General features: G+C 73.7%; 20 protein-coding genes and 2 pseudogenes. 9 read left to right on the top strand and 13 right to left on the bottom strand.

The genetic code is table 11. The features are described from left to right. The first annotated feature begins 56 nt into the window (after positions 1–56). From AB0I41_RS07190 to AB0I41_RS07175, 4 genes are all read left to right on the top strand, one after another. Entirely contained in the window at positions 57–1,106 is a 1,050-nt protein-coding gene (locus tag AB0I41_RS07190) for a sugar ABC transporter permease (RefSeq protein WP_357102844.1), read from the top strand. A gap of 1 nt (position 1,107) precedes the next feature. Next, positions 1,108–2,070, top strand: coding sequence for a carbohydrate ABC transporter permease (locus tag AB0I41_RS07185; RefSeq protein WP_357102841.1), 963 nt, complete (start codon positions 1,108–1,110; stop codon positions 2,068–2,070). A 64-nt stretch (positions 2,071–2,134) separates the two neighbouring features. Beyond that, positions 2,135–3,208: a LacI family DNA-binding transcriptional regulator gene (locus AB0I41_RS07180; protein ID WP_357102838.1), complete on the top strand. Its 1,074-nt coding sequence runs from the start codon at positions 2,135–2,137 to the stop codon at positions 3,206–3,208. A 41-nt stretch (positions 3,209–3,249) separates the two neighbouring features. Next, positions 3,250–4,920: an alpha-amylase family glycosyl hydrolase gene (locus tag AB0I41_RS07175; protein WP_357103148.1), complete on the top strand. Its 1,671-nt coding sequence runs from the start codon at positions 3,250–3,252 to the stop codon at positions 4,918–4,920. A 569-nt stretch (positions 4,921–5,489) separates the two neighbouring features. Here the strand turns inward: AB0I41_RS07175 and AB0I41_RS07170 are convergent. From AB0I41_RS07170 to xylA, 3 genes are read right to left on the bottom strand one after another with little or no spacing between them, the layout of a single operon-like run. After that, positions 5,490–6,914, bottom strand: coding sequence for an MFS transporter (locus tag AB0I41_RS07170; RefSeq protein WP_357102835.1), 1,425 nt, complete (start codon positions 6,912–6,914; stop codon positions 5,490–5,492). A 59-nt stretch (positions 6,915–6,973) separates the two neighbouring features. After that, on the bottom strand, positions 6,974–8,479 hold the full coding sequence (xylB, locus tag AB0I41_RS07165; protein WP_357102832.1) for a xylulokinase: 1,506 nt from the start codon (positions 8,477–8,479) through the stop codon (positions 6,974–6,976). Between the two features lie 11 nt (positions 8,480–8,490). Continuing rightward, on the bottom strand, positions 8,491–9,678 hold the full coding sequence (gene xylA, locus AB0I41_RS07160) for a xylose isomerase (protein ID WP_357102829.1): 1,188 nt from the start codon (positions 9,676–9,678) through the stop codon (positions 8,491–8,493). A gap of 49 nt (positions 9,679–9,727) precedes the next feature. Here xylA and AB0I41_RS07155 point away from each other — a divergent pair, with 49 nt between their 5' ends. Then, positions 9,728–11,002 (top strand): ROK family protein, encoded by a 1,275-nt coding sequence (locus AB0I41_RS07155; protein ID WP_357102827.1) that lies wholly within the window; start codon positions 9,728–9,730, stop codon positions 11,000–11,002. A 160-nt stretch (positions 11,003–11,162) separates the two neighbouring features. On the opposite strand, the gene AB0I41_RS07150 is transcribed toward AB0I41_RS07155, so the two are convergent. From AB0I41_RS07150 to AB0I41_RS07105, 10 genes are all read right to left on the bottom strand, one after another. Continuing rightward, positions 11,163–11,669 carry a MarR family winged helix-turn-helix transcriptional regulator gene (locus AB0I41_RS07150; protein ID WP_357102824.1) on the bottom strand — a complete coding sequence of 169 codons (507 nt, stop codon included), beginning with the start codon at positions 11,667–11,669 and terminating at the stop codon, positions 11,163–11,165. A gap of 254 nt (positions 11,670–11,923) precedes the next feature. Continuing rightward, on the bottom strand, positions 11,924–13,393 hold the full coding sequence (locus tag AB0I41_RS07145) for a sugar transferase (protein ID WP_357103146.1): 1,470 nt from the start codon (positions 13,391–13,393) through the stop codon (positions 11,924–11,926). Positions 13,394–13,624: 231 nt separating this feature from the next. Beyond that, on the bottom strand, positions 13,625–15,367 hold the full coding sequence (locus AB0I41_RS07140; protein ID WP_357102821.1) for a substrate-binding and VWA domain-containing protein: 1,743 nt from the start codon (positions 15,365–15,367) through the stop codon (positions 13,625–13,627). Between the two features lie 164 nt (positions 15,368–15,531). Beyond that, the gene (locus tag AB0I41_RS07135; RefSeq protein ID WP_357102817.1) at positions 15,532–16,563 is read right to left on the bottom strand and encodes a lactonase family protein; all 1,032 of its coding nucleotides are present in this window, start codon (positions 16,561–16,563) and stop codon (positions 15,532–15,534) included. Between the two features lie 145 nt (positions 16,564–16,708). Further along, on the bottom strand, positions 16,709–17,311 hold the full coding sequence (locus AB0I41_RS07130; protein WP_357102814.1) for an ATP/GTP-binding protein: 603 nt from the start codon (positions 17,309–17,311) through the stop codon (positions 16,709–16,711). After that, positions 17,292–17,678, bottom strand: a complete 387-nt coding sequence (locus AB0I41_RS07125; RefSeq protein ID WP_357102811.1) for a DUF742 domain-containing protein — start codon at positions 17,676–17,678, stop codon at positions 17,292–17,294. Before AB0I41_RS07125 ends, AB0I41_RS07130 begins: the two co-directional genes overlap by 20 nt. Continuing rightward, positions 17,668–18,090, bottom strand: a complete 423-nt coding sequence (locus tag AB0I41_RS07120) for a roadblock/LC7 domain-containing protein (protein ID WP_357102809.1) — start codon at positions 18,088–18,090, stop codon at positions 17,668–17,670. The genes AB0I41_RS07125 and AB0I41_RS07120 overlap by 11 nt, the downstream gene beginning before the upstream one ends. Continuing rightward, entirely contained in the window at positions 18,090–20,450 is a 2,361-nt protein-coding gene (locus AB0I41_RS07115; protein WP_357102806.1) for a nitrate- and nitrite sensing domain-containing protein, read from the bottom strand. Before AB0I41_RS07115 ends, AB0I41_RS07120 begins: the two co-directional genes overlap by 1 nt. Before the next feature lie 217 nt (positions 20,451–20,667). Further along, positions 20,668–22,155: a catalase gene (locus AB0I41_RS07110; RefSeq protein ID WP_357102803.1), complete on the bottom strand. Its 1,488-nt coding sequence runs from the start codon at positions 22,153–22,155 to the stop codon at positions 20,668–20,670. Further along, entirely contained in the window at positions 22,152–22,367 is a 216-nt protein-coding gene (locus AB0I41_RS07105) for a hypothetical protein (RefSeq protein ID WP_357102800.1), read from the bottom strand. The genes AB0I41_RS07110 and AB0I41_RS07105 overlap by 4 nt, the downstream gene beginning before the upstream one ends. A gap of 159 nt (positions 22,368–22,526) precedes the next feature. On the opposite strand from AB0I41_RS07105, the gene AB0I41_RS07100 reads away from it, so the two are divergent. From AB0I41_RS07100 to AB0I41_RS07085, 4 genes and pseudogenes are all read left to right on the top strand, one after another. Beyond that, positions 22,527–23,120, top strand: a complete 594-nt coding sequence (locus AB0I41_RS07100; protein ID WP_357102798.1) for a hypothetical protein — start codon at positions 22,527–22,529, stop codon at positions 23,118–23,120. Between the two features lie 245 nt (positions 23,121–23,365). Continuing rightward, a pseudogene (locus AB0I41_RS07095) lies at positions 23,366–23,593 on the top strand (hypothetical protein); the annotation flags it as partial. A gap of 677 nt (positions 23,594–24,270) precedes the next feature. Beyond that, on the top strand, positions 24,271–24,657 hold the full coding sequence (locus AB0I41_RS07090; protein WP_357102795.1) for a hypothetical protein: 387 nt from the start codon (positions 24,271–24,273) through the stop codon (positions 24,655–24,657). A 581-nt stretch (positions 24,658–25,238) separates the two neighbouring features. Beyond that, positions 25,239–25,779: pseudogene (locus tag AB0I41_RS07085) on the top strand (hypothetical protein); the annotation flags it as partial.

The raw sequence follows: 25,779 nt of genomic DNA, 5'->3' as shown, positions 1-25,779 counted from the left end.
CCGGTCCGCGGCGCGGACCGGACCACCCGCCGAACCCGAACCCTTGAGGAGGGTCGATGGAGTTCGACTTCGCTGAGGAACAGCCCAAGTTCCTCATGCTGATGTACGGGCTGATCGCTTTCGTCGCGGTGGTGGGCGGTCTGCTCCTGCTCCTCGACGTGGTGCCAGCCTGGTTCGCCCGCCGTCGGGAGACGCGCCTGGTGGCGGCGTCCGCCAGCGGCGCCCCACTCCCCCGCCGTACCAAGCCCCGGGAAGGGCTCTTCGCGCTCTTCTTCCTGCTGCCGACGGTGTTGCTGCTAACCGTCGGGCTGGTCGTGCCGGCGATCCGCACCACGCTGCTCTCCTTCATGGACGGCGGCAGCAACGACTGGGTGGGCTTCGACAACTACGTCTGGATGTTCTCCGAGGACTCGATCTTCCGGGTCCTGCTCAACACGCTGGTCTGGGTGATCCTGGTCCCGCTGATCGCCACCTCGTTCGGGCTGCTGTACGCCGTGATGGTGGACAGGGCCCGGTTCGAGGCGGTGGCCAAGTCGCTGATCTTCCTGCCGATGGCGATCTCGTTCGTCGGCGCCAGCATCATCTGGAAGTTCGTCTACGCCTACCGGGGCGACGGCGACGAGCAGATCGGCCTGCTCAACCAGATCGTGGTCAGCCTCGGCGGTGAGCCGAAGCAGTGGCTGCTCGAGTCGCCGCTGAACACCCTCCTGCTGATCGTGATCATGGTATGGATCCAGGCCGGCTTCGCCATGGTGGTGCTCTCCGCCGCGATCAAGGCGATCCCGGCGGACATCGTGGAGGCCGCCCGCCTCGACGGGGTCACCCCCTGGCAGATGTTCTGGCGGATCACCATGCCGAGCATCCGGCCCGCGCTGATCGTGGTGGTGGTGACGCTGTCGATCGCCACGCTCAAGGTCTTCGACATCGTCCGGACCGCGACCAACGGCAACTACGACACCAGCGTGATCGCCAACGAGATGTACAACCAGGCGTTCCGGTACGGCCAGAACGGGCAGGGCTCGGCGCTGGCCGTCATCCTGTTCATCCTGGTGGTACCGATCGTGATCTACCAGATCCGCAACCTGCGTCAGCAGCGGGAGGGCTGAGATGACCACCGCCACGCCCACGGTCCCGGCCGGCACCCAGGCCACCGGGAAGATCACCACCGCCGGACGCGTCCGCAAGCGGCTGAACACCCGTACCGCCACGCTGGTCTCGATCGTCATCGCGCTGCTCTGGACGATCCCGACCTTCGGCCTGTTCGTGTCCTCGTTCCGGCCGGAGAACCAGATCAAGAGCACCGGCTGGTGGACGTTCTTCACCGACCCGCAGTTCACCCTGGAGAACTACCAGGAAGTGCTCTTCGGCAGATCCTCCTCGTCGGGCCAGCTCGCCAGCTACTTCATCAACTCGCTGGCGATCACCATCCCGTCGGTGCTGTTCCCGCTCGCCTTCGCCGCGCTCGCCGCGTACGCGCTGGCATGGATCAACTTCAGGGGCCGGGACTGGCTCTACATCGCGATCTTCGCGTTGCAGATCGTCCCGCTGCAGATGGCCCTGGTGCCGCTGCTGAAGTTCTTCTCCACCGGAGTCACCGTCGCCGGCGTCACCCTGATGCCGGCCTGGGACCTGGTGGACGAGCAGAAGTTCGCCCAGGTGTGGTTCGCGCACACCTGCTTCGCGCTGCCCTTCGCGGTGTTCCTGCTGCACAACTTCATCGCGCAGCTGCCCAGGGACCTGATGGAGGCGGCCCGGGTCGACGGGGCCACCCACCCCAAGATCTTCCGGACCATCGTCCTGCCGCTGATCACCCCGGCCCTGGCGGCCTTCGGCATCTTCCAGTTCCTCTGGGTCTGGAACGACCTGCTGGTCGCGCTGATCTTCGCCGGGGGCGGCAACGAGACCGCCCCGCTGACCGTCCGGCTGGCCGAGATGGCCGGCACCCGGGGCAACGAGTGGCAGCGGCTGACCGCGGGCGCGTTCGTCTCGATCGTCGTACCGCTGATCGTGTTCCTGTCCCTGCAGCGCTACTTCGTGCGCGGCCTGCTCGCCGGCAGCGTCAAGGGCTGAGGCCTGGTACCGCCGCCGCCCGCGCCGGGCGGCGGCGGTGCCGGCCACGGAGCAGGGGAACACCATGACCAGGATTGATGACGTCGCCCGGCTCGCCGGGGTCTCGACCGCCACCGTCTCCCGGGCGTTGCGCGGTCTGCCGACGGTCTCGGCCGCGACGCGCCGCCGGGTGCTCGCCGCCGCCGAGCAGTTGCAGTACGCCGTCTCGCCGAGCGCCTCGCGGCTGGCCGGCGGCCGGACCGGGACGGTGGCCGTGGTGGTCCCGCGGATCACCCGCTGGTTCTTCGGCACCGTCGTCGAGGCGGTCGAGGAGGTCCTCCACCAGGCCGGGTACGACCTGCTCCTGTACAACCTGGGCGGGCGCGAGCAGATCCGGCAGCGGGTGCTGCGCACCGCCGACCTGCACAAGCGCGTCGACGCCATCATGCTGGTCGCCACCCCGCTGCGACCGGCCGACCTGACCGCGCTGGCCTCGCTGGACCTGCCCGGGATCACCATCAGCTCCGGCACCGTGGTGCCCGGCTGGCCCTGCGTCCGGATCGACGACGTCGCCGCCGCCCGCACCGCCACCCGGCACCTGCTGGACCTGGGGCACCGCCGGATCGCCCACATCTCCGGCGACCCGGACGACGAACTGGCCTTCACCACCCACCTGGACCGGCGCCGCGGCTACCGGGAGGCGCTGCGGGCCGCCGGCGTCCGCCCCGACCCCAGCCTGGACGTCGAATCGCAGTTCACCATCGACGGTGGCAACCGGGCCACCGCCGAGCTGCTCTCCCGGGGTGAGCCGCCGACCGCGATCTTCGCCGCCTGCGACGAGATGGCGATGGGCGCGATCACCGCGCTGCGCGACGCGGGGCTGCGGGTGCCGCAGGACGTCAGCGTGATCGGCGTCGACGACCACGACCTGGCCAGCGTGCTCGGGCTCAGCACCATCGCCCAGCCCGCCGCCGAACAGGGCCGGCTCGCCGCCCGGCTGCTGCTCGACCCGCTCGGCACCCGCACCACCGACCCGTACGCCGGCCAGCTCCAGGACCAGCGCGTGCCCGGCGGTCACGGCGACACACCCGCACCCCCGGTGATCCTGCCCACTCGGCTGGTCGTGCGTGAATCGACCGCGCCGCCGCGGGCACACTGAACGCACTCGACCGCACCACGGCTCGACACAGGGAGAAGGCTCTGAACACCGACGCGACGCAGCAGGAACAGTCCGGTGGCCCGGCCACCGGGTGGTGGACCGAGGCCGTCATCTACCAGATCTACCCGCGCTCCTTCGCCGACTCCGACGGCGACGGAATCGGTGACCTGCCGGGCATCACCGCCCGGCTCGGCCACCTCGCCGAGCTGGGCGTCGACGCCGTCTGGCTGTCGCCGTTCTACCCGTCGCCGCAGGCCGACGCCGGGTACGACGTGGCCGACTACCGGGACGTCGACCCGCTCTTCGGCCGGCTGGAGGACGCCGACAGGCTGATCGCCGAGGCCCGCGCCAAGGGGCTGAAGGTGATCGTCGACCTGGTGCCCAACCACACCTCCTCCGCGCACCGGTGGTTCACCGCGGCCCTGGCCGCCGCCCCGGCCAGCCCCGAGCGGGCCCGGTACGTCTTCCGCGACGGCCTCGGCCCGGACGGCGACCAGCCCCCGAACGACTGGCAGAGCGTCTTCGGCGGCCCGGCCTGGACCCGGGTGACCGACCCGGACGGCCGGCCCGGCCAGTGGTACCTGCACCTGTTCGACACCGGCCAGCCCGACCTGAACTGGGACAACCCGGAGGTCCGGGAGGAGTTCCTGGACGTGCTGCGGTTCTGGCTGGACCGGGGTGTCGACGGCTTCCGGGTGGACGTGGCGCACGGCCTGATCAAGCAGGCCGACCTGGCCGACTGGCAGGAGCCGCAGGAGATCCTCTCCGGCAACGAGGTGGCGAAGCCGCAGCCCCCGATGTGGGACCAGGACGGCGTGCACGAGATCTACCGGGACTGGCGCCGGCTGCTCGACTCGTACCCGGGTGAGCGGATCCTGGTCGCCGAGGCGTGGGTGGAGCCGGCCGAGCGGCTGGCCCGCTACGTCCGCCCGGACGAGATGCACCAGGCGTTCAACTTCGAGTACCTGCTCGCCGCGTGGACCGCGACCGCCCAGTACGCGGTGATCACCCGCTCGCTGGAGGCCACCGACACGGTCGGCGCGCCGACCACCTGGGTGCTCTCCAACCACGACGTGGTGCGGCACGCCTCCCGGCTGGGCCGGCCGGTCGGCACGGTCCGGCCCAACGGCATCGGCATCGGCGACCCGCAGCCGGACGCCGCGCTGGGCCTGCGGCGAGCCCGCGCCGCCACCCTGCTGATGCTGGCCCTGCCCGGCTCCGCCTACCTCTACCAGGGCGAGGAGCTGGGCCTGCCCGAGCACACCACGCTGCCGGACGAGGTCCGGCAGGACCCGACCTGGGAGCGCAGCGGCCACACTCAGCGGGGCCGGGACGGCTGCCGGGTGCCGATCCCGTGGGAGGCCGACGCCCCGTCGTACGGCTTCGGGCCGACCGACGCCAGCTGGCTGCCCCAGCCGCCGCTGTGGGCCGAGTACGCCCTCGACCGGCAGCGCGGGGTTTCCGGCTCGACGTACGAGACGTACCGCACGGCGCTGCGGCTGCGCCGCGAGCACGGGCTGGCCCGGGGGCCGCTGGAATGGCTCTCCTCCGGCGACGAGGTGCTGGCCTTCCGCAACGGCGGGCTCACCGTGCTGACCAACTTCGGCGCGGCGGCCGTCCCGCCGCCGGCCGGTGAGCTGCTGCACAGCAGCGCCCCGCTGGACGCCGACGGCCGGGTCCCCACCGACGTGACGGTCTGGGCCCGCGCCTGATCCGCGTCGCGTCCCGCCGGCCCCCTGCGTGAGCGCAGGCGGCCGGCGGGCGGACCCGCGCGTCTGCCCCCGGCCGCCGATCCGGCCACCTGACGGCAACCCGCTCGCCGCGGCCGGCACCCGGGTGGAACGGACGGCGGACGACATCTGCCGTGCGAGTCCTTTGGAGCTGATGTCGTAAACGGATCGGCGACGGTTCACTGCGCCGGTTTGCCAGGACGTCAGATGCCTGCCCGGGTAGCGGGGCGCACACCGCGCCGCTCCCGCCACCTCCTGTGCGGCCGGTCCTCTCGGCCCGCCCGGCCGGCCCGCCCGGCGGATCGCCCGGCGGATCGCCCGACTCCGTCGGAGCGGCCCGCTCGCCGAATCGGCCCGGTCCGATCGACGGGCTTCGCCGTCCGGGGCGGGTGGTACGGCGCCGCCGGTCCCGCGCCGCGCCTCCCGGTGGCCGGAGCACAGGTGATTCGTTTACGTAATCAGCTCCAAAGGACCTCACACCCGACCCCGGCCTGGCCGGGTCCACGCCACGACCGGAGCGACCGGAGCGACCGGAACGACGCGGCGGGCGGTCAGAGGCGGTCGGCGCGGGCGTGCAGCAGGTCGTGCACCGCCTCGATGTCTCCGGGCGAGGAACGTGCGGCGCGCCAGTACATCAGCCCGGTGGGGATGAAGAAGAGCTGGAAGGCGGCCAGCCCGACGGCGAAGTTCAGCGGCGGCGGGAAGGCCGCCCGCAGGCCGTGGAAGGCCACCCCGACCAGGCCGTTCCCGGCCGCCCGACCCACCCCGTTGACCAGGTTGCCCAGGCTGTAGACGGTGCCGCGGTGCTCGGGCGGGTTGACGTCGGCGATCAGGGCGAACCAGTTCGGCGAGTTCGCCGAGGTCAGGGCCAGCGCGACGACGGCGGTGAGCAGGCTCAGGCCGACCGTCGGCTCGGTCACCACGCTGGCCAGCACCGCCCGGACCACCGCGCCGCCGCCGGCGCCGTCGGGCACCACGATGCGTACCGGCACGAAGAAGAGGACCAGGTAGAACGGCAGGGCCGCGAGGATGCCCACCGCCGCGACCAGGGCCCGGCCCCTCGGGGTACGCCGTTGCAGCGCGTCGCCGGCCAGCCCGCCGACGATGGAGAGCACCCCGCCGAGCTGGAACAGGGTGGCGAAGACGCTGCCCACCACGACGGCGGTCGCCGCCGAGTAGCCCTGGGCCTGGGCCCGTTCGGCGAAGAGCACCGGCAGCCAGACCAGCGAACCGAACGCCGCCTGCGCGGTCAGGCCCTGCAGGATCAGCCAGCGGTTGGTCCGCCGGGCCAGGATCCGGGGCAGGTCGGCCCGGGTGATCCGGTAGTCGTACTCGGCCCCGGCGTCGAGCGCCCCGGCCAGCTCGGGCTCGCTCTGCCCGCGCCGGATGTCGTACGTGATGAGGTAGGCCAGGGTGGCCGCCAGCCCGACCACGGTGAGCGCCAGGAACGGACGCCGCCAGTCGGTGGCGCCGAGAATGCCGCCGGCGAGCGTGCCGGCCAGCGTGCCCACCCCCTGCGACAGTCCCCAGAAGCTCATCACCAGCCCCCGGCGACGGGGCGAGATCAGGTCGGTGACCACGGAGAACCCGACCGAGCCGACCGCGCCGAGCCCGACCGCGGCCAGCAGCTGCGCGGCCAGGAACGTCGGGTAGCCCTGGGCGAGGGCGCTGCCGCCGGTGCCGGCCGCCCAGATCAGGGTGCCGACCACGAGCAGCGGCTTGCGGTTCGTCCGGTCGCCGACGTACGCCCAGGCCACCGCCGCCACCGCGCTGACCAGGAAGCTCACCGCGGTGACCAGGCCCAGCAGCCGCTGCGGCACGCCCAGCGCCCCGGAGATCGGCCCGTACAGCGGCGGGACCAGGCCGATCGCCACGTTGTCCAGCGAGGCGAGCACCACGAAGACCACGACGCTGTAGAACCGGTGCGCCGCGCCGCCGCCCCAGGTCCGCGCCACCCCACCCCTGGTCAAGGTCATGTCCGGCAGCCAATCAGGACCAGGTAACGAACGGATCACCGGGGGGGCCGGCCCGCCGGTCAGCGCTGCGGCGCCGCCCGGTCGACGGTCCGGTCCCGGGACTGGGCGTACCGCTCGCGGACGGCGGGGACGGGCTCACCGTCGTACTCCCGCGTGCCGGCGACCGCCCACTGCGGTGGCGCCGCGCCGCCCAGGGCGACCCAGGCGGCCTGGCGGGCCGCTCCGTCGGCGACGTACTCCCCGGGCGGCGGCACCACCACCGGCCGGCCGAAGACCTGGGGGGCGATCCGGCGCACCGCCGCGGACCGGGCCCCGCCACCGACCATGATCACCCGCTGGACGCTCGCGCCCTGGGCGGTCAGCGCGTCCAGCCCGTCGGCGAGCGCGCAGAGCATCCCCTCGACGGCGGCCCGGGCCAGGTGCGCCGGGGTGGCCGTGCGCAGGGTGAGCCCGTGCAGCGCGCCGGTCGACAGCGGCCGGTCGGGGGTACGCTCCCCCTCCAGGTAGGGGACCATCACCAGCCCGTCCGCGCCGGGCGGGGCGGCCAGCGCCAGGTCGGTCAGTCCGTCGAGCCCGACCCCGAGCATCGCGGCGGCGGCGTCCAGCACCCGGGCGGCGTTGAGCGTGCAGACCAGCGGCAGGTACCGGCCGGTGGCGTCGGCGAAACCGGCGACGGCGCCGGCCGGGTCGGCGGCGGGGGCGTCGGCGACCGCGAACACCGTGCCGGAAGTGCCGATCGAGACGACCACGTCGCCGGGAGCGGCGCCGACGCCGAGGGCGGCGCCGGCGTTGTCTCCCGTGCCCGGGCCGAGCATGATCCCGCCGGGCGCGGACCCCGGCGTCCCGGCACCGGAGCCCGACCCCACGCCGGACGCGGCACCCGACGACGCGCCGCCGAGCGCGACCGGGTCCAGGACGCCGGCCGGCTCGGCCGGGCCGAGCACGGCGGGCACCCGGACCACCCGGCCGAAGGCTCGTTCCAGCAGGTCGAGGCGGTACTCCCCGGTCTGCGGGGACCAGTAGCCGGTGCCGCTGGCGTCACCCCGGTCGGTGCGCAGCGCGGCCAGGCCGGGCGCGCCGGCCAGCCGCCAGGTGAGCCAGTCGTGCGGCAGGCAGACCGCCGCGACCCGGGCCGCGTGTTCCGGCTCGTGCCGGGCCAGCCAGCGCAGCTTGGTGCCGGTGAAGCTCGCCACCGGCACGCTGCCCACCGCCTCGGCCCAGAACCGGCGGCCCGCCGCCCCGCCGCCTGCCTCGGCGACGAGGTCGCGGGCCGCGTCGGCGGACCGGGTGTCGTTCCAGAGCAGGGCGGGCCGGACCACCTCGCCCGCCTCGTCCAGGCAGACCATGCCGTGCTGCTGGCCGGCGACCGAGACGGCCACCACGTCGGCCAGCCCGCCGGCGGCGTCGACGGCGACCCGCAGCGCGTCCCACCAGGCCCGCGGGTCGACCTCGGTGCCGTCCGGGTGCGGCGCCCGACCCTGCCGGACCAGGGCGCCGGTCGCCGCGTCGCGGACGACGATCTTGCAGGACTGGGTGGACGAGTCGACCCCGGCGACGAGCGGCATGGCGGCCCGCCTCAGCGCGCGCCGAGCAGGTGCTCGACGGCGAGCTGGTTGAGCCGGACGAAGCCGAAGCCGCGCGCCGCGACCGCGTCGACGTCGACGTCCTCGAACGCGGACCGGTCGGCGAGCAGGTCGGCGTACCCCTCCCCCGGGCCCAGCGTCGGCGTGCCGAGCTCGGCGACCTTGCTGGCCGCGAGGGCCCCGGCCACCTCCGGGTCCGCCCGGAACGCCGCGACCCGCTCCTTGAGCAGCAGGTACGTGCGCATGTTCGCCTCGGCCGAGGCCCAGACGCCGGCCAGGTCCTCGGTGCGGGAGGGCTTGTAGTCGAAGTGGCGTGGCCCCTCGTACGCGGGGCCGCCGTCCGGGCCGCCGTGCTCCAGCAGGTCGACCAGGGCGAAGGCGTTGAGCAGGTCGCCGTGGCCGAAGACCAGGTCCTGGTCGTACTTGATGCTCCGCTGGCCGTTGAGGTCGATGTGGAACAGCTTGCCCTGCCAGAGCGCCTGGGCGATGCCGTGCGCGAAGTTGAGCCCGGCCATCTGCTCGTGCCCGACCTCCGGGTTGAGGCCGACCAGCTCCGGGTGGGCCAGGGTGGAGATGAACGCCAGCGCGTGCCCGATGGTGGGCAGCAGGATGTCGCCGCGCGGCTCGTTGGGCTTGGGCTCGATGGCGAAGCGCAGGTCGTAGCCGCGGTCCACGACGTACTGGCAGAGCAGGTCGACCGCCTCGCGGTAGCGGTCCAGCGCGGCCCGGACGTCCTTGGCCAGGTCGTACTCGGCGCCCTCCCGGCCGCCCCACATCACGAAGGTGTGGGCACCCAGCTCCGCGGCGAGGTCGACGTTGCGCAGCACCTTGCGCAGCGCGTACCGGCGCACGTCCCGGTCGTTGCTGGTGAAGCCGCCGTCCTTGAAGACGGGGTGGGTGAAGAGGTTGGTGGTGACCATCGGGACGACCAGGCCGGTCTCGTCGAGCGCCTTGCGGAACCGGGCCAGGTGGGCGTCGCGGGTGGCGGCGTCCGCGCCGAAGGGGACCAGGTCGTCGTCGTGGAAGGTGATCCCGTACGCGCCCAGCTCGGCGAGGCGGTGCACCGCCTCCACCGGGTCCAGTGCCGGACGGGTGGCGTCACCGAACGGGTCGCGGGCCTGCCAGCCCACCGTCCAGAGCCCGAAGGAGAACTTGTCGGCGGGGGTGGGACGGGGTGCCATGGCAGACCTCCGGTGGTGTCGTCCGCAATTTGTTCAGTGGATGGATTAAATGACCGGGCTGTGGCACTGTCAAGGGGTGACCAGCACCAGCGCCGCCGGCGCCGTCCGGCAGGGCAGCCTGCGCGAGCTCAACCTCGCCGTGGTGCTCGGGCGGATCGCCGCCGCCGACCACCCGCCGTCGCGGGCCGGCATCGCCGGCGAGACCGGCCTCACCCGGGCCACCGTCTCGGCCGTGGTGGACGACCTGATCACCGGCCGCCTGGTCGCCGAGGCCGACCCCGCGCCACGCGGCGGGGCCGGCCGCCCCGCCCGGGGGCTGCGGCTCGCCACCGACGGGCCCGGCGGGCTGGGGCTGGAGGTCAACGTCGACTACCTGGCCGCCTGTGTGGTCGACCTCGCCGGCGCCGTCCGGCACCACGAGGTACGCCGGGCCGACCTGCGCCCGGTCGCCCCCGCCGACGCGCTCGCCCGGCTCGTCGAGCTGGCCGGGCGGGCCCGGGCCGCCGCCGAACGGCAGGGGCTGACCCTGGCCGGGGCGACGCTGGCCGTGCCGGGGCTGGTCGACGCCCACGGCCTGGTCCGGCTCGCGCCGAACCTCGGCTGGCGCGACGTCGACGTCCCCGCGCTGCTCGCCGGGCATCCCCCGTTGGCCGGGCCGGTCGACGGGGTGCCGGCGCTGGTGGTCGACAACGAGGCCAACCTGGCTGCCCTCGGCGAGCTGCACGCCGGGCCCGGCACGGCCAGCTTCCTGCACGTCTCGGGCGAGATCGGCATCGGCGCCGGGATCGTGCTCGACGGCACGCTGTTCCGGGGCGCCCGGGGCTGGAGCGGCGAGCTGGGCCACGTACCGGTCGACCCGGACGGGCCGCGGTGCCGCTGCGGCGCGCGGGGCTGCCTGGAGACGTACGCCGGTCAGGAGGCCGTCCTCGCCGCGGCCGGACTCTCCGGCGCGGACCTGCCGGCGGACACGGCGGCGCGCCGGCTGGCCGACCTCGCCGCCGCCGGCGACCCCGCCACCCTCGCCGCGCTACGCGCGGCCGGCACCGCCCTCGGGGTGACCGTCGCCGGCGTGGTCAACCTGCTGGACCTGGACACCGTGGTCCTCGGGGGCGGATACGCCACCCTCGCGCCCTGGCTGCGCCCGCCGGTCGTCGCCGAGCTGACCGACCGGGTGCTCACCGCCGCCTGGTCACCGGTCACGGTGCGCGCGGCGGCGCTCGGCCCGGCATCGGCGGCGGTCGGCGGGGCCGGTTCGGTGGTCCGCCGGATCATCGCCCGGCCGTCCGGTTGGCTCGCCCGGCCGGCAGTGAGCCCGCTTTCCTGAACGGGCGATCGCCGTTCCACCTCGGTACCCCTGCCCGCCATGCTCGCCGTCTGCGCGGCGTGACCGGCGGCGGCCCGGCGCACGGGTCGCGGCGACGACGGTCGAGGCGGTCGCCCAACTGGTGGACGCGTCGGCGACAGCCGTCCGAGTCGACGGATGGTCAGGCGGAGCGGACCGCCGACGGGTCGCCGAGGGACGCGTCGGGGGGCGGGGTGCCGGTTCCCTGCCACGGCACCGCCGGCGGGGCCAGTTCCTCCAGGTCACGGGCGACCCGGTCGAACTCGCGGAGCCCGCGCAGCAGGGCCTGGCGGCCCTCGCCGCTCATCCCGGCCAGCACCTCGGCCAGCCGCCGCCGGCGGTCCCGGCGCAGCTCGCTGAGGAGCCCGCGGGCCTCCGGGGTCAGGTGCAGGGAGATCTCCCGCCGGTCGAGGCGACCCGGCTCCCGCTCCAGCATGCCGGCCGCCACCAGCCGGTCGCAGAGTCGGCTGGCCGAGGAGAGCAGCATGTCGAGCAGCGTGGCGAGCCGGCGGAGGTTGATCCCGTCGTGCCGCTCCACCACCATGACCGCGCGCAACTGGGCGGCGGAGAGGCGGCTGGCCGTGCCTTCCCGCGCCGCCTCCCACACGGACAGGAGGGCACCCGCCGCGGCGTCGAGCTCGGCGGCCATACTCGTTTCTGGTCCGCGTGGACCACGTTCCTCGGCCATGGTGGGGCCGAGACTACCCGGAGTACCTGGTGGTCGGCCCCGGTCAGGAGGAGTGACGATGAGCGGACCGGATGATCGCCGCACCGGCCCGATGGAGCCGCTGGACGCCGTCCGGTCGCTCAACGGCGACCTGCGGGCGTTCGTCGCCGGCGACCTGGTCGACGACGCGGTGGTGGTCTGCCTGGACCGGCCCGCAGCCTTGACCGCCCGCCCGGTCAGTACGCCCCGCGCCCCCGCAGCACCGCGCCGAAGGTCTTCCAGAGGATGGTCAGGTCGGCGGCGAGCGACCAGTTCTCGACGTAGTAGAGGTCGAGCCGGATGCCGTCCTCCCAGCTCAGGTCGGAGCGGCCGCTGACCTGCCAGAGCCCGGTCATCCCCGGCTTGACCAGCAGCCGCCGCGCGACGTCGCCGTCGTAGCGGGCCACCTCGGCGGGCAGCGGCGGCCGGGGGCCGACCAGGCTCATCTGCCCGAGCAGCACGTTGACCAGCTGCGGCAGCTCGTCGAGGGACCACTTGCGCAACAGCCGCCCGACCCGGGTCACCCGGGGGTCGTCGCGCATCTTGAACAACAGGCCGTCGGTCTCGTTGCGCACGGCCAGCTCGTCCAGCAGAGCGTCGGCGTTGACCACCATGGTCCGGAACTTGAGCACGCCGAACTCGCGGCCGCCCCGCCCGACCCGGGTCTGCCGGAACAGCACCGGGCCCCGGCTGTCCAGCCGGACGGCCAGCGCGACCGCCGCCGCCAGCGGCAGCAGGAGCAGCAGCGCCAGCGCGGCGGCGGCCCGGTCGACGAACTCCTTGACCAGCTTGCGGGCGCCCCGGAACTCGGGCGCCTCCACATGGATCAGCGGCAGGCCGGCGACCGGCCGGGTGTGGATCCGGGGGCCGGCCACGTCGGTGAGCGCCGGCGCGACGACCAGGTCGATCCCCGTTTCCTCCAGTTGCCAGCCGAGCCGGCGCAGCCGGGCCGCGGTCAGCTCGCCGGAGGCGGTGACGGCGACGGTGTCCGCGCCGATCGCGGTGGCCGCCTCGGCGACGTCACGCAGCGAACCGACCACCGGCACGTCGCTGAGCCGTTGCGGCGCCGGTGCGAGCAGCGCGTCCGGGATGCAGGCGCCGACCACGTGGTAGCCGGCGTACGGCTCGCGGCGCAGGGTGTGCACGAGTTCCAGCACGTGGGCGGTGTCCCCGACCACCAGCACCCGACGGGACCAGCCGGCGCCCCGGTACCGGGCCCGGTGCAGCCGCTTGCGCGCGACGAACCGGTTCACCTCCAGCGCCACCGTGCCGACGGCGAAGGAGATGGCCAGGAACCCCCGGGACACGTCGGCGTCGGCGACGTAGCCGACGATGGCGACGGCGCCGGCCAGCCGCACGCTGGCCGCGCTCACCCGCCGGTACTCGTCGGCGCCGTAGCCGAGCACCCGGTCGTCGTAGCAGCGCAGCATCCGCAGCGAGAGCAGCCAGGCGAGCACCAGGCCGGGGGCCACCAGCACGTACGGGATCTCGGAGCCGACCGGCACCCGGTCACCGAAGCGGGCGGCGTACCCGGCCAGGACGGCGAGGGAGAGCACGGTGGTGTCGAGCACCACCAGGATCCGCACGTACGCCCGCTGGCCGGCCCGGGCGACCGGGCCCGTGGGCCGGCCGTTCGGGGCCGGCGGGATCCGTACCGACGTGGGCAGCGTCGCCGAGGTCACCCAGCCTCCCCCACATCGCGCGCGTCGGCTCCGGTCGACGACCGCCCCGGCGGGAACGCGACGCCGAAGCGTACCGGACATCCTGCCCTGACAATGATGCTCGCCGATTGATTCGGACGTGTTGCCGTCACTTTGCATCCTGGGCGGGAGGCCGGAAAAGCGAACCGCCGCACCGGGAACTCCCGGTGCGGCGGTTGGCCTGCGCTGTGCGAGGGCTCAGCGCGGCGCGTTCGGGCGCAGCGCGATCGCCTTCAGGAAGATGTCACCGATCTTGCTCGGGTCCTCGGTGACGAAGGTGCCGCCGCCGGTGACCTTGGTGATCGACTCGAGCTCGGCCTTGGAGACCTCGTTGCCGATGCCGATGATGACCACCTGCACCGGGCGCTCCACGTCGTTCAGCTGCTTGAGCTGGCTGATCAGCGAGGCCTGCGAGATGCCGTTCTTGTCGTCGTTCTTGCCGTCGGTGAAGAGCACCACCGAGTTCACCCGGCCCGGCTCCCAGTCCTGCTGCACCGTCTTGTACGCCTCGAGCATGGTGTCGTACAGGCCGGTGTTGCCGCTGGACGGACGGATTCCGGCGAGGCCCTGCTCCAGGCGGCCACGGTTGCTGGAGAGGGGTTTGATCGGCACCACCTCCCGCCAGTCCCGCGAGCCCACCAGTTCCGTGGAGAAGGTCCAGAGGCCGATCGACCAGGAGTCGTCAAAGAGGCCCAGGCCCCGGGTGGCGGCCGCCACCGTCACCTGCTCCCGGGTGGCGCCGCCGGCGGAGGGGACCTTCGTCTTCATGGAGCCGGAGACGTCGACGACGGCGAGCATCCGACCGGACTGGGTGGCGATGGACCAGCCGGAGAGCGCACGGTCTATCGCGACGGGGTCCAGGCCACCGGCGGCGCCGACCCCCGCCGGCGGGCCGCTCGCCTGACCGCCGGCCGGGCTGGGCGCACCCTGCGGCGCCTTGAAGCCGTCACCCCAGTTGCCGTCCGGGGCCCGCAGCGACTGGGCGGCCAGCCGGTTCTTGAAGCCCTGGGTGGTGAGCAGCTCGTAGAGCACCTTGGCGGCGGACTGCTTGGCCGGCTCGATGCCGGGCAGCACCGCGTACGGGTAGTCCAGCGGCATCGGCGACGGCTCCACCAGGTAGAGCGCGGCCAGCCGGATCGGCGGCTTGGTGTTGTTGTACGCGATGACGTCCTTCTCGGAGAGCGCGGCGGCGCCGAGCCCGCTGGCGATGGACGTCGGGTCGTTGGCCCGCGGGAAGCGGGCGAGCAGGTCCTGCCGCAGCGCGGAGCGGCCGGTGGCCAGCGCCCGCAGCGCACCGGTGGTTTCCTTCTGACTGTCGCCGCCGGAGGCGCTCGCCGCAGCGGTGAGGGAGAGCAGACCGGAGAGGCCGGCCGCGTCCTGGGTCGGCTCGACGATCCCGGCGCGCAGGCCCTTGCCGGTGCTGACCGCCTTCAGCAGGTCGGACCAGCCGAGCTTCTTCTCCGGCCAGCCGAACCGGGAGGCGACCGGCTCCGGCATCGCCACCACCACCGGGCTGCGGGCGATCGAGGCCCCGTTGCCCGGCGCGAAGGCGGCCGCGCCGTTGTTCTTCAGGCGCAGCAGCCAGGTGGAGGAGTCCGGGATCCAGATGTCGGGCGTGACCACCGTGCCGCTGGCCTGGCCGACGCCCGCGAGGGTGACACCGTGCTTGCTGGCGACCGCGGCCGCCACGTCCACCGACTCGGAGGCGCTGACGTTCACGGCGATGCAGGTGCCGCCCACCGCCGCGCCGTCCTCGACCCACTGCGCCGAGGCCTTCTGCACCGCCGGGGCGAGCTCGGGGGCGGCGGCCACGGAGAGCTGGACCTCACCGGAGCAGGACGGCCCGGCCAACTGCTGGTAACCGAACCAGGAACCCGCGACCACGACGACGAGCGCGGTGGCCGCGGCTGCGGCTCCTGCTCCACGGATACTTGAACGCATGCGATGGCGGCCAGACACGGTGACCATCTTGCGTATCTCGTTCGGTTAGTGCCACAACCGTTCGGACGAAAGTTACGCAGGAGCAACCGCTGATCGCATTTTCGCCACAGTGAGTGATCAGTCAGTCTCCCGCCGTCCCTGCGGTCCACACCGGGCGGTCCCGTTCAGGGCAGGACACAGGTCGGGTTCGGCACCGGCACCGGCTCGCCGACCGGTTCCGGCACGCCCGAGCCGGGATCGACCCGGAACACCCGGACCATGTCGGCCCGCTCGTCGGCGACGTAGAGGTGGGCGCCGGTCAGCACGAAGTGCCGGGGCCACTCGCCCCCGGTGTCGACCTCGGCGACCAGCCGTGGCAGCTCCCCGTCCAGCGCGAAGACGGAGACCGTGCCCGTGCCCCGGTTGCCGACGTAGAGGAAACGGCCGTCCGGCCCCACGGCGATCTCGGACGGTTGGACGTGCCCCGCCCGCCCGCTGGCGTCCACCCGCCCCCGCTGGTGCAGCGCCCCCTCCGGGGTCGACTCGTACGCGGTGACCGTGGCGTCCAGCTCGCCGGCCACCCAGCAGCGCCGCCCGTCCGGGTGGCGGGCGAGGTGGCGGGGCCCGGTCCCGGCTGCGGTACGGATCCGGGGCGCGCGCGGCACCAGCCGGCCCGAGTCGGCGTCCAGGTCGTACCGGTAGATCGAGTCGGTGCCGAGGTCGACGGCGAGCAGCGGCCCGGCCCCCGGGTCCGGGGAGACCATGTGGCAGTGCGCCCGGTCCTGGCGCTCCGGATCGGGCCCGTGCCCCTGGTGCACGACCAGGTCGCTGCGCTCGCCCGGCACGCCCTGCGCGTCCAGCGGGAGAACCGCCACGCTGCCGCCGCCGTAGTTGGCCACGAAGAGGTGCCGCCCGTCCGGCGCGACGGCCAGGTGGCAGGGGTCGGCGCCGCCGGTCGGCCGGACGCCCAGCGCGGTCAGCTCGCCGTCCCGGCCCACCCGGAAGGCGCTGATCCGCCCCTCCGGCAGCTCGTTCACCGCGTACAGGACCGGCAGCACGGGATGCCGGACGAGGAAGGAGGGCGAATCGGTCACCGCGGTCGTGCCGAGCGGGGTGAGTTCCCCCGAGTCGGGATCCCGGCGGGCGGCGACGATGCCGTCCCCCCGCCCGCCGCTGGCCGCCGTGTAGCCGCCGATGTGGACGATCGCGTTCGTCACCGATGCACCCTCCGCCGATCCTGTCGTCGATCCAACCAGAGGCTTCCCGGTCGGCCCGGGCGTTAGCCCTGTTTTCCCGGATTTCCGGGCGGAACGCCGACGGCGGGGCGGCGGGGTCGCCGCTCGCCACCCCGCCGTGCGCAGGTCAGGCGACCGGGACCGGCTCACCCCGCTGCCGGGCGACGTGCTCGACCAGCGAGATCAGCAACAGCTTGGCGGACTGGCGGTCCCGGGCGTCGCAGAGCACCATCGGCACGTCCGGGTCGATGTCCAGCGCCTGGCGCACCGACTCGATGCCGAACCGGCGGGACCCGTCGAAGCAGTTCACCCCGACCACGAACGGGATGCCCCGCTGCTCGAAGTAGTCGATCGACGGGAAGCAGTCGGCCAGCCGCCGGGTGTCGGCGAGCACCACCGCCCCGAGCGCGCCGAAGGCCAGCTCGTCCCAGAGGAACCAGAAGCGGTCCTGTCCGGGCGTGCCGAAGAGGTAGACCTGGAGGTCCTCGTTGATCGTGATCCGGCCGAAGTCCATCGCCACCGTGGTGGTCGACTTCCCCTCCACCCCGGAGAGGTCGTCGGTGCCGATGCCGGCCCCGGTCAGCACCTCCTCGGTCTGCAACGGCCGGACCTCGCTCAACGCGCCGACCAGCGTCGTCTTGCCCGCGCCGAAGCCCCCGGCGATCAGGATCTTGAGAGCCAGCGGCAACCGGGCCCCGGAGGAGTCCCGGTCAGAGCGCGCGTAGTCCATTGACCACCGCCTTGAGGATGTCGTTGTCGGGAAGACCGGCGGCCGGCGGCTCGTGCACCGAGACCAGGCCCCGGGCGAGCAGGTCGCCGAGGAGGACCCGGACCACGCCCACGGCGAGGTCCAGGTCGGCGGCGAGGTCCGCCACCGCGGCGGGGCGCCGGGCCAGCTCGACCAGCCGCCGGTGCTCAGGCTGCAGCCCCGGCCGGCCGGACGGGTCCGCGTCCGCGCGGGTCAGCACGAACGCGACCAGGTCGAAGCCGTCGACGGCCGGCCGCACCCGGCCGCCGGTGAGGGTGTACGGACGGACCACCGGGCCGGCCGCGCCGTCCAGCCACTCGGGCTGGGCGCCCGGCGGTTCAGCCCGCATCGACGGCCCCCACCGTCGCCCGCGCGGACGCGGTCAGGTACTCGCCGACCCGGATGACCAGCATCGCCATCTCGTACGCCACCAGGCCGATGTCCGCGTCGGCCTGGCAGACCACCGCCAGGCACGCGCCCTGCCCGGCGGCCGTCACGAACAGGTACACGGACTCCATCTCCACCACGGTCTGCCGCACCCCGCCGCCGGCCAGGTGCCGGCTGGCGCCCTTCGCCAGGCTGGAGAAGCCGGAGGCCAGGGCACACAGGTGCTCGGCGTCGGCGCGGTCCAGCTCGGCGGAGGCGCCGAGCAGCAGGCCGTCGGCGGAGAGCACCACGGCCTCACGGGCAGCCGGTACGCGGTCGACCAACTCGTCGAGCAACCAGCCGAGGTCGACGTCCTGCCTCGTCGTGTCCACCACTAGGCGTCCCTCTCAGTCGTGGTCGGGGAATCGGGGGTCGTCGCCGGGTCACCCGGCGGCGGGAGTGGCGCGGGCTCCCCGCCCCGCCCCTCGGAGAGGCCGCCGGTCGGGGTGGGCCCGGCCACCGCGTCGTCGGACCGCCCCGGCGGCACGGAACGGACGGCGCCCTCGCGCCGGCCCCGGGCCGTACCGGCCTGGAGCGCGGACATCTGCCGGCGTGCCTCCTCCGGGGAGCGGAGGGTCAGGGCCTCGCCGACCGGCGGGCGGGGGCGGGCGGCGGACCCGCGCCGGCGGACCCGGCGGGGCAAACCGTCGCCATCGGGGGCGGCCTCCACCGACGAGGTGCGGGCCGGGGCGAACGGCAGCACGGTCTGCTCGGGCCGGTCCCGCCCAGCGCGGGCCGAGCGGGGCCGGGGCAGGGTGGCCAGCCGGTTGACCGACGCGGCGGGCCGCCCCGCGGCGACCGGCGCGGGCGGCGGCTCGGCGGTGACCAGGTCGGCGGGTACGAGGACCACGGCGGTCACCCCGCCCGGGACCTCGGAGCGCAGGGTGACCGTGATGCCGTGCCGGGCGGCGAGCCGGGACACCACGAACAGGCCGAGCCGGGCGCTGTCGGCCGGGTCGAACTCGGGCGGTCGGGCGAGCCGGCGGTTGGCGTTCTCCACCGCCTGCGGTTTCATGCCCAGGCCGTGGTCGGTGATCTCCACGACGTAGCCCCGGGGCACCTGCTGGCCGGCGACCTCGACCCGGGTCTCCGGCGCGGAGAAGGCGGTGGCGTTCTCGATCAGCTCGGCGAGCAGGTGGATGACGTCCGCGACGGCCCGGCCGACCACCCCGGCGGGCTGCACCGCCCCGATGTCCACCCGGTCGTACGCCTCGACCTCGGAGACCGCGCCGCGCACCACGTCCAGCGCGGCCACCGGCTGCCGCCAGCCCCGCCCGGGGTTCGCCCCGGCGAGGATGACCAGGTCCTCGGCGTGCCGCCGCAGCCGGGTGGCCAGGTGGTCGACGCGGAACAGCTCGGCCAGCTCGTCCGGGTCCTCGGCGCGCCGTTCCATCCGGTCGAGCAGCGCCAGCTGGCGGTGCACCAGGCCCTGGCTGCGCCGGGCGATGTTGAGGAACACCTCGTTGAGGCCACGGCGCAGGGTGACCTCGTCGACCGCCGCCCGGACGGCGGTCCGCCGGACCTCGTTGAAGGCGCGCCCGACCTCGCCGATCTCGTCGGCGCCGTACTCCAGCGGCGGCGCCTCCCGGGCCACGTCCACCTGTTCGCCCCGGCGCAGCCGGGCCACCACGTCGGGCAGCCGCTGCTCGGCCATCTCCAGCGCGGCGCTGCGCACTCCGGTCAGCCGGCGGGCCAGCGTACGCCCGACCCGGACCGCGACCAGCAGCGACACCACGACCGCGGCCAGCCCGAGCACCCCGGCGACGGCGAGCCGGACCAGGATGCCGACCGCCACCGGCACGGACCGCTCGGCCAGCCCGTCGGCCTGGTTCCGCTCGAAGTCGCGCAGTGCCTGCTGGACGGTGTCGTGGCTGGTCTGCCAGGTGCGGGCGTCCAGCGGCGGGCGGGCGGCCGGGTCCGCCCGCAGCAGCCCCTCCTGCATGGCGCGCAGCTTGACGAAGGCCGGGTCCTCCGTCAGCCGCTGGTAGGCGCTGCGGGCCTCCGCCGGCAGGTCGGCCACGGCCGTGTCGACCAGGAACCGCTCGTTGCCGATGGTCTGCGTCAGGAGCAGGTGCTCGCCGTCCACGAAGCGCCCACCGGCGAGCCCGCCGGCCACCAGCGCGTCGGTCTGGCCGAGCAGGTCTCGGGAGCGGCCGAGCGCGGTGAGCGCCAGCGTTTCCCGGTTGAGTTTCGGGTCGGGCAGGGCCGCCATCCCCGCGAAGGCCTTGAAGGCGAAGGAGATCATGCCACTGTAGAGCCCGACGGCCCCGGCCCGGTCCACCTGCCTGCGGTCGATGAAGCCACGTCCGGCCGGCAGCGCGTCGAGGGCGGCGACCAGCTCGTCGACCCGGGCGTCGAGCAGGTCGTCGGCGGCGTCGCGCAGCTTCTCCCCGCCGATCCGCCGACGCAGCTCGGCGACCGCCACGTCGGTGCGGCGGCGCTGGTCGGCCAGGGCCGGCAGGGCTGCCGGGCCGGCGAGCTGCACCACCGAGAGGCGACGCTCGCGTTGCAGCTCGGTGACGACCGCCTCGCCGGGGCGGCCCAGGTCGTAGAGAAGGGTCCGCGCGGAGAGCAGGTCCAGCGCGGGGCCGTAGGTCAGCGTGGTGGCGAAGATCCAGAGCGCGAGCAGGGCGGCCACCGGGGTGACGACCAGGGCGGTCAGCTTGGCGCGGATCGGCCAGTCGCGGGTGTCCATGAGTCCTCGCCCGAAGGGGTGGCAGCGGTGGCGCCAGCACCGACCGGGCAGCGTCCCGGCCGCGCCGGGCACCGGCTCGGGCGCCTTGGGCAGGATACGTAATCCCGGCCCGCAGCACTACCGTCCGTCTCGCCACGTCCACCACTCCGTTGTGGACCGTCGAGACGACGGACGCCCCGCCGGGAGATCCGGCGGGGCGTCATGTTGGACGGTACGGTCAGTTGTCGGCGGAGATGCCGAGGCCCTCCGCGACCCGATGGCCGTAGTCCTCGTCGCACTGGCTGAAGTGCCAGACCATCCTCTCCTGGATGTGCTTGTCGCACTGGGCCAGGTTGTTGACCAGGTTGAGGATCAGGTCGTCCCGCTCCCAGTCGGCCATCTCGCGGTAGCGCCGGCCGGCCTGGGCGTAGTTGTTCTGCCGCTCGATCGGGGCCTTCATGATCTGCCCCGAGACGAACGGGCGGTACTCCCGGTAGGACTCGTCGGCCTCGCGCAGACCGGCGAGCGAGGACGGCTCGAAGTTGATGTGCGGGTTGCCGCCCCGGTTGTCGACGCCGTACGACATCTGGCCGCCGCCCTGGTTGGTGCTGACCAGCACGTCCTCGCGCGGCCGGTTGATCGGCAGCTGGAGGTAGTTCGGGCCGACCCGGTACCGCTGGGTGTCCGAGTAGGAGAACGTCCGGCCGACCAGCATCTTGTCGTCGGAGAAGTCGATGCCGTCGACCAGCACGCCGGTGCCGAAGGCGATCTGCTCGTTCTCGTTGTGGTGGTCGGTGATGTTGCGGTTGAGCGTCATCATGCCGACCGGCAGGTAGGGGAAGTCCTCCTCCGGCCAGATCTTGGTGTCGTCGAGCGGGTCGAAGTCCAGCTCCGGGTGCTCGTCGTCGCTCATGATCTGGACGTTCAGCTCCCACCTGGGGTACTCGCCGCGCTCGATCGCCTCGTAGAGGTCCTTGGAGGCGTGCCCGAGGTCGGCGGCCTGGATCTCCGCGGCCTGCGCCTCGGTCAGGTTGTGCTCGCCCTGCTGGGTCAGCCAGTGGAACTTGACCAGCACGCCCTCGCCCTCGGCGTTGACGAGGCGGTAGGTGTTCACCCCGGAGCCGCGCATCGTCCGGTAGTTCTTCGGGATGCCGTACGGGGAGAAGAGCCAGGTCAGCATGTGCATGGACTCGGGCGTGTCCGACATGAAGTCGAAGATCCGGTTCGGCTCCTGACGGAAGGTTACCGGGTCCGGCTTCAGCGAGTGGATCACGTCCGGGAACTTGATCGCGTCGCGGATGAAGAAGACCTGGAGGTTGTTGCCGACCATGTCCCAGTTGCCGTCCTCGGTGCGGAACTTGACCGCGAAGCCACGCGGGTCGCGGGCCGCCTCAGAGGAGTCCCGACCGCCGATGACGGTGGAGAACCGGATGGTGACGGGGGTCTTCCTGCCCTTGGCCTGGAAGAGCTTGGCCCGGGTGTACTTCGACGCCGGCTGGTCGCCGATCGTCCCGTACGCCTCGAACTCGCCGTGGGCGACGAAGCCGCGGGCGTGCACCACCCGCTCCGGGATCCGCTCCCGGTCGAAGTGGCTGATCTTCTCCAGGAAGTGGTAGTTCTCCAGCGTCGCCGGGCCGCGCGAACCGACCGTCCGCTGCTGCTGGTTGTTGTGCACGGGGTGGCCCTGACGGGTCGTGAGGATCGGCTTGTCGGCCTGGTGTCTCATCGCTCTCCTCCTGATCGGTTCTGGCAGTCGGGGCAGCGCCCCCAGTACGTGACCTCGGCGAACTCCACCGCGAAGGCGGCGGCCGAGCGGTCGAGGCAGGGCCCGGGAGCCTGCCTCCGGTCGGTGTCGGTGATCGCCAGCACCGCGAGGCGGGGCCGCGTGACGCGCAGCCCGGCCACCCGGAGGCGTTCCGCGTCGGAGTGGACCGGCATCACCCCACCCAAGCGCGCTTTCTGGAACGAGTCAAGTTTTGGTGGCGGTTCCTCCTGTGGGCCGCACCATGCCCGGACGGGAAATCAGCCAGGAAAGTCCGTGGGATCGGGATTGGTGGCCAGCGCGTGGAGGGAATACCAGGTGACGAAGGAGGAGCCATGTCGCCCACGCAGGTAATCGTTGTGGTGCTCGTCGTACTGGTGGTCGCCGCGCTGGTCGCCGCGGCCGTCCTGGCCGGCCGCCGACGCGCGCTCAGGCACCGCTTCGGCCCCGAGTACGACCGGGTCGTCGCGGAGCAGGACAGCCGGGGGGCCGCCGAACGGGAGCTGCGCGACCGGGAACGCCGGCACGCGGAGCTCGACATCACCCCGCTGGACCCCGGGTCCCGGGCCCGGTACGCCGCCGCCTGGGAGGAGCTCCAGGTCCGCTTCGTCGACTCCCCCGGCGAGACCATGGGCGACGCCGACGAGCTGGTCAGCCGGCTGATCGCCGAGCGGGGCTACCCCACCGGGGACTTCTCGGACCAGATCGCCCAGCTCTCCGTCGACCACGCCCGCACCCTCACCCACTACCGCGACGCGCACGAGATCCGGCTGCGCAACGAGCGTGGTGAGGCCAGTACCGAGGAGCTCCGCCGGGCCGTCGTGCACTACCGGGCCCTCTTCGCCGATCTGCTCGGCGCGGAGCCGGTCGGGCACCGGCCGCCGGAGCAGCGCCAACCGGACAGTTCGCACGATGTGACGAGCCGCTGAGGAGAGCCGCGATGCGCCAGGAACAGCAGCAGGGCAGCACCGACCACCCGGAGGCGATCCGCTCCGCCCCGGTGCCGGTCCCGCCGCGGGACGCCGCACCCGGGTCGGCCCGGGACGATCGGAACGGCCGGGCCGACATCCCCGACGACGTGCTGGACGACCGGGGCACCTTCGACGACCCCCGGGTGACCGCCGGCCGGCCCGCCGACGACCCCGACGACACCCGCCCGTACGAGGTGCGCGACCGCGCCGACGCGACGACCGGCGACGAGCGGCCGGAGTTCCACGAACCGGCCCCGCTGCCGACCGCCTTCGGGGCGGCCTCCGTGGCCGACGCGGTCGCCGCGTCGGCGCTGGCCGGCGGTCGTCCGGAGGACGAACGGGACGCCCGGCTGGAGGACACCGCGATGCCGGGTGACGGCGCGCCCGGGCAGACCGGGCCCTTCGACGACGAGCGGGCCGACCCGACCGCCGCCGACCGGATCCACGACCCCGAGCGGTGGGAGGAGGCGCACGCCGGGGGCACCCCGACCGGGGTACGGCGCGACGGCGACGCGGCGGCGGCCGGGGCGGCCGGGTACGGCAGCGCCGAACCGACCATGGTCGACCCGGACGCCGAGGCGCCGGAGGGTGGCGCGGCGGCCGGGGCGGCCGGGGTCGCCGAGGCGGCCCGGCCGTCCGGCGCGAACGTCCCCACCCACGCGGCGACGCTCTTCGAGGCGGACGCGGCCCAGGGCTTCCGGGACCGCTGGCGGGAGGTGCAGCTCCGCTTCGTGGACGACCCCCGCGCGGCCGTCGGCGAGGCCCAGTCGCTGGTCGAGGAGGCGATCCAGGCGCTCTCGGACGCGCTCGCCGCGCAGAAGGAGAGGCTCGGCGGCTGGCAGTCCGCCGGCTCGGCGGACACCGAGCAGCTGCGGGTGGCCGTGCGGCAGTACCGCGACTTCCTGGACCGGGTCCTCGGTCGCTGACGCCTCCGCCGGCGCCCCGGCACGGACCTCCGGCCGGGGCGCCCGTGCCGCTCACGCCGGCCTGGCAGGGGCGGCGCCCGGCCGCACCGCCACCCGTCGACGAGGCCCACCTCGCCGGCATGGGCCGGTCCCGGCGGGGTACGCGAGATCAGGGAACGCGCCTGGGACAGGAGGTCAGCACCATGACGGATCGTGACCCGAACCGCCGACCGCTGGAGGAGAGCCCGGAGGTGGCCGCCGCGGTCGACGACGAGACCACCGTGCCGCAGTTGGCCACCGGGGGCGGGGCCGACCGGGACAACCCGTCCTTCACCGAGCCCGGTGGCCGGGCGGCCGGCGACACGTCGACCGAGGACCTGCTCGGCGATCCGTACGCGGCCGGCACCGGGGCCACCGGGACCGGCACGGGGGCCGGCGGGGACAACATCCGCACCGGGGCCGAACAGCCCTGGGAGCCGGAGGACCTGGTGATGGCCCGCGGGCAGGACCTGACCCCGGAGAACCTCGAGCGGGCCCGCCGCGACCTGACCGAGCAGGGCCGGGCCGCAGTCGAGAAGACGGTCCCCTGACCGCGCCGTCGGCCGGGCAGGCTTCCGGCCGACGAGCGCCGCCGTCGGGTACGGCGGAGGCCCCTGGCCCGACCGGATGACCGGTCGGGCCAGGGGCTCGTGGGGACCCCGCCGCGGAAGTGCCGCACTCCCGCCGCGGCGGGTGGCCGTCCGCCCGCCGTCCGGTCGGACCGGTTGCCCTCGACGTCTGCCTGCGTCCGTGTGCTCCCGAGCGGCGTGAACGATCTTTCATGGAAGCGCTTCCATAGCAATGTCTCGATATATCCGCCAAGGTGGTCGCAGGCGATGAACCGCCTCGTTCGCCCTTGAGCGGCGCAAGACGGCTCGGACCGGGCAGATCAGCGGAGGTCGGCCGAGGATGGCACCAGAAGGGCCTGACACCTCTTCCGAGCCCGGCCCGGGCCATAGATGGACTGAAGGTCTCTAATCCCTCTATACGCCGCTTAGCACTTCTAGTCGCCCCAAGGCCGAAAAACTCTTAAACACGAATCTTTCCTCGTATAGTTCGCGAAACCGTCTAACGTCGGGCGTAGCTCGGCTGTCGGGCTCAAAGGACAACAGGGGATGGAGTGACGCAGGTCATGGCAAAGAAGATGCTCGGAAAGATCGTCGCGGGAGCCGCTCTCGGCGGCGCGACCCTGCTGCTGTTCTCGCCGGGGGCGGCGTACGCCAGCGGACAGGCTGAGTACGTGGGCAAGGTCGTCGACAAGCCGCAGGTCAATCTCCTTGACTTCTGCCAGGACGACAAGGGCTGGAACGGCAAGGACTGGGACCGCAAGGACGAGGACCGCAAGGACGAGGACCGCAAGGACCACGAGGGCAAGGACCAGGACCGCAAGGACCACGAAGGCAAGGACCAGGACCGCAAGGACCACGAGGGCAAGGACGAAGACCGCAAGGACCACGAAGGCAAGGACCAGGACCGCAAGGACCACGAAGGCAAGGACGAAGACCGCAAGGACCACGAAGGCAAGGACCAGGACCGCAAGGACCACGAAGGCAAGGACCAGGACCGCAAGGACCAGGACCGCAAGGACTGGGGCAGCCCCGAGGAGGCCTGGCAGTCGGGCCAGGGCGGTGGAATGACTGACGTGCGGGACGAGGGCAAGGACGAGGACCGCA

This window comes from Micromonospora sp. NPDC050200 (assembly GCF_040656135.1).
In the GTDB taxonomy this organism is placed as follows: domain Bacteria; phylum Actinomycetota; class Actinomycetes; order Mycobacteriales; family Micromonosporaceae; genus Micromonospora.
This window is presented reverse-complemented; position numbering and strand designations above follow the sequence as displayed.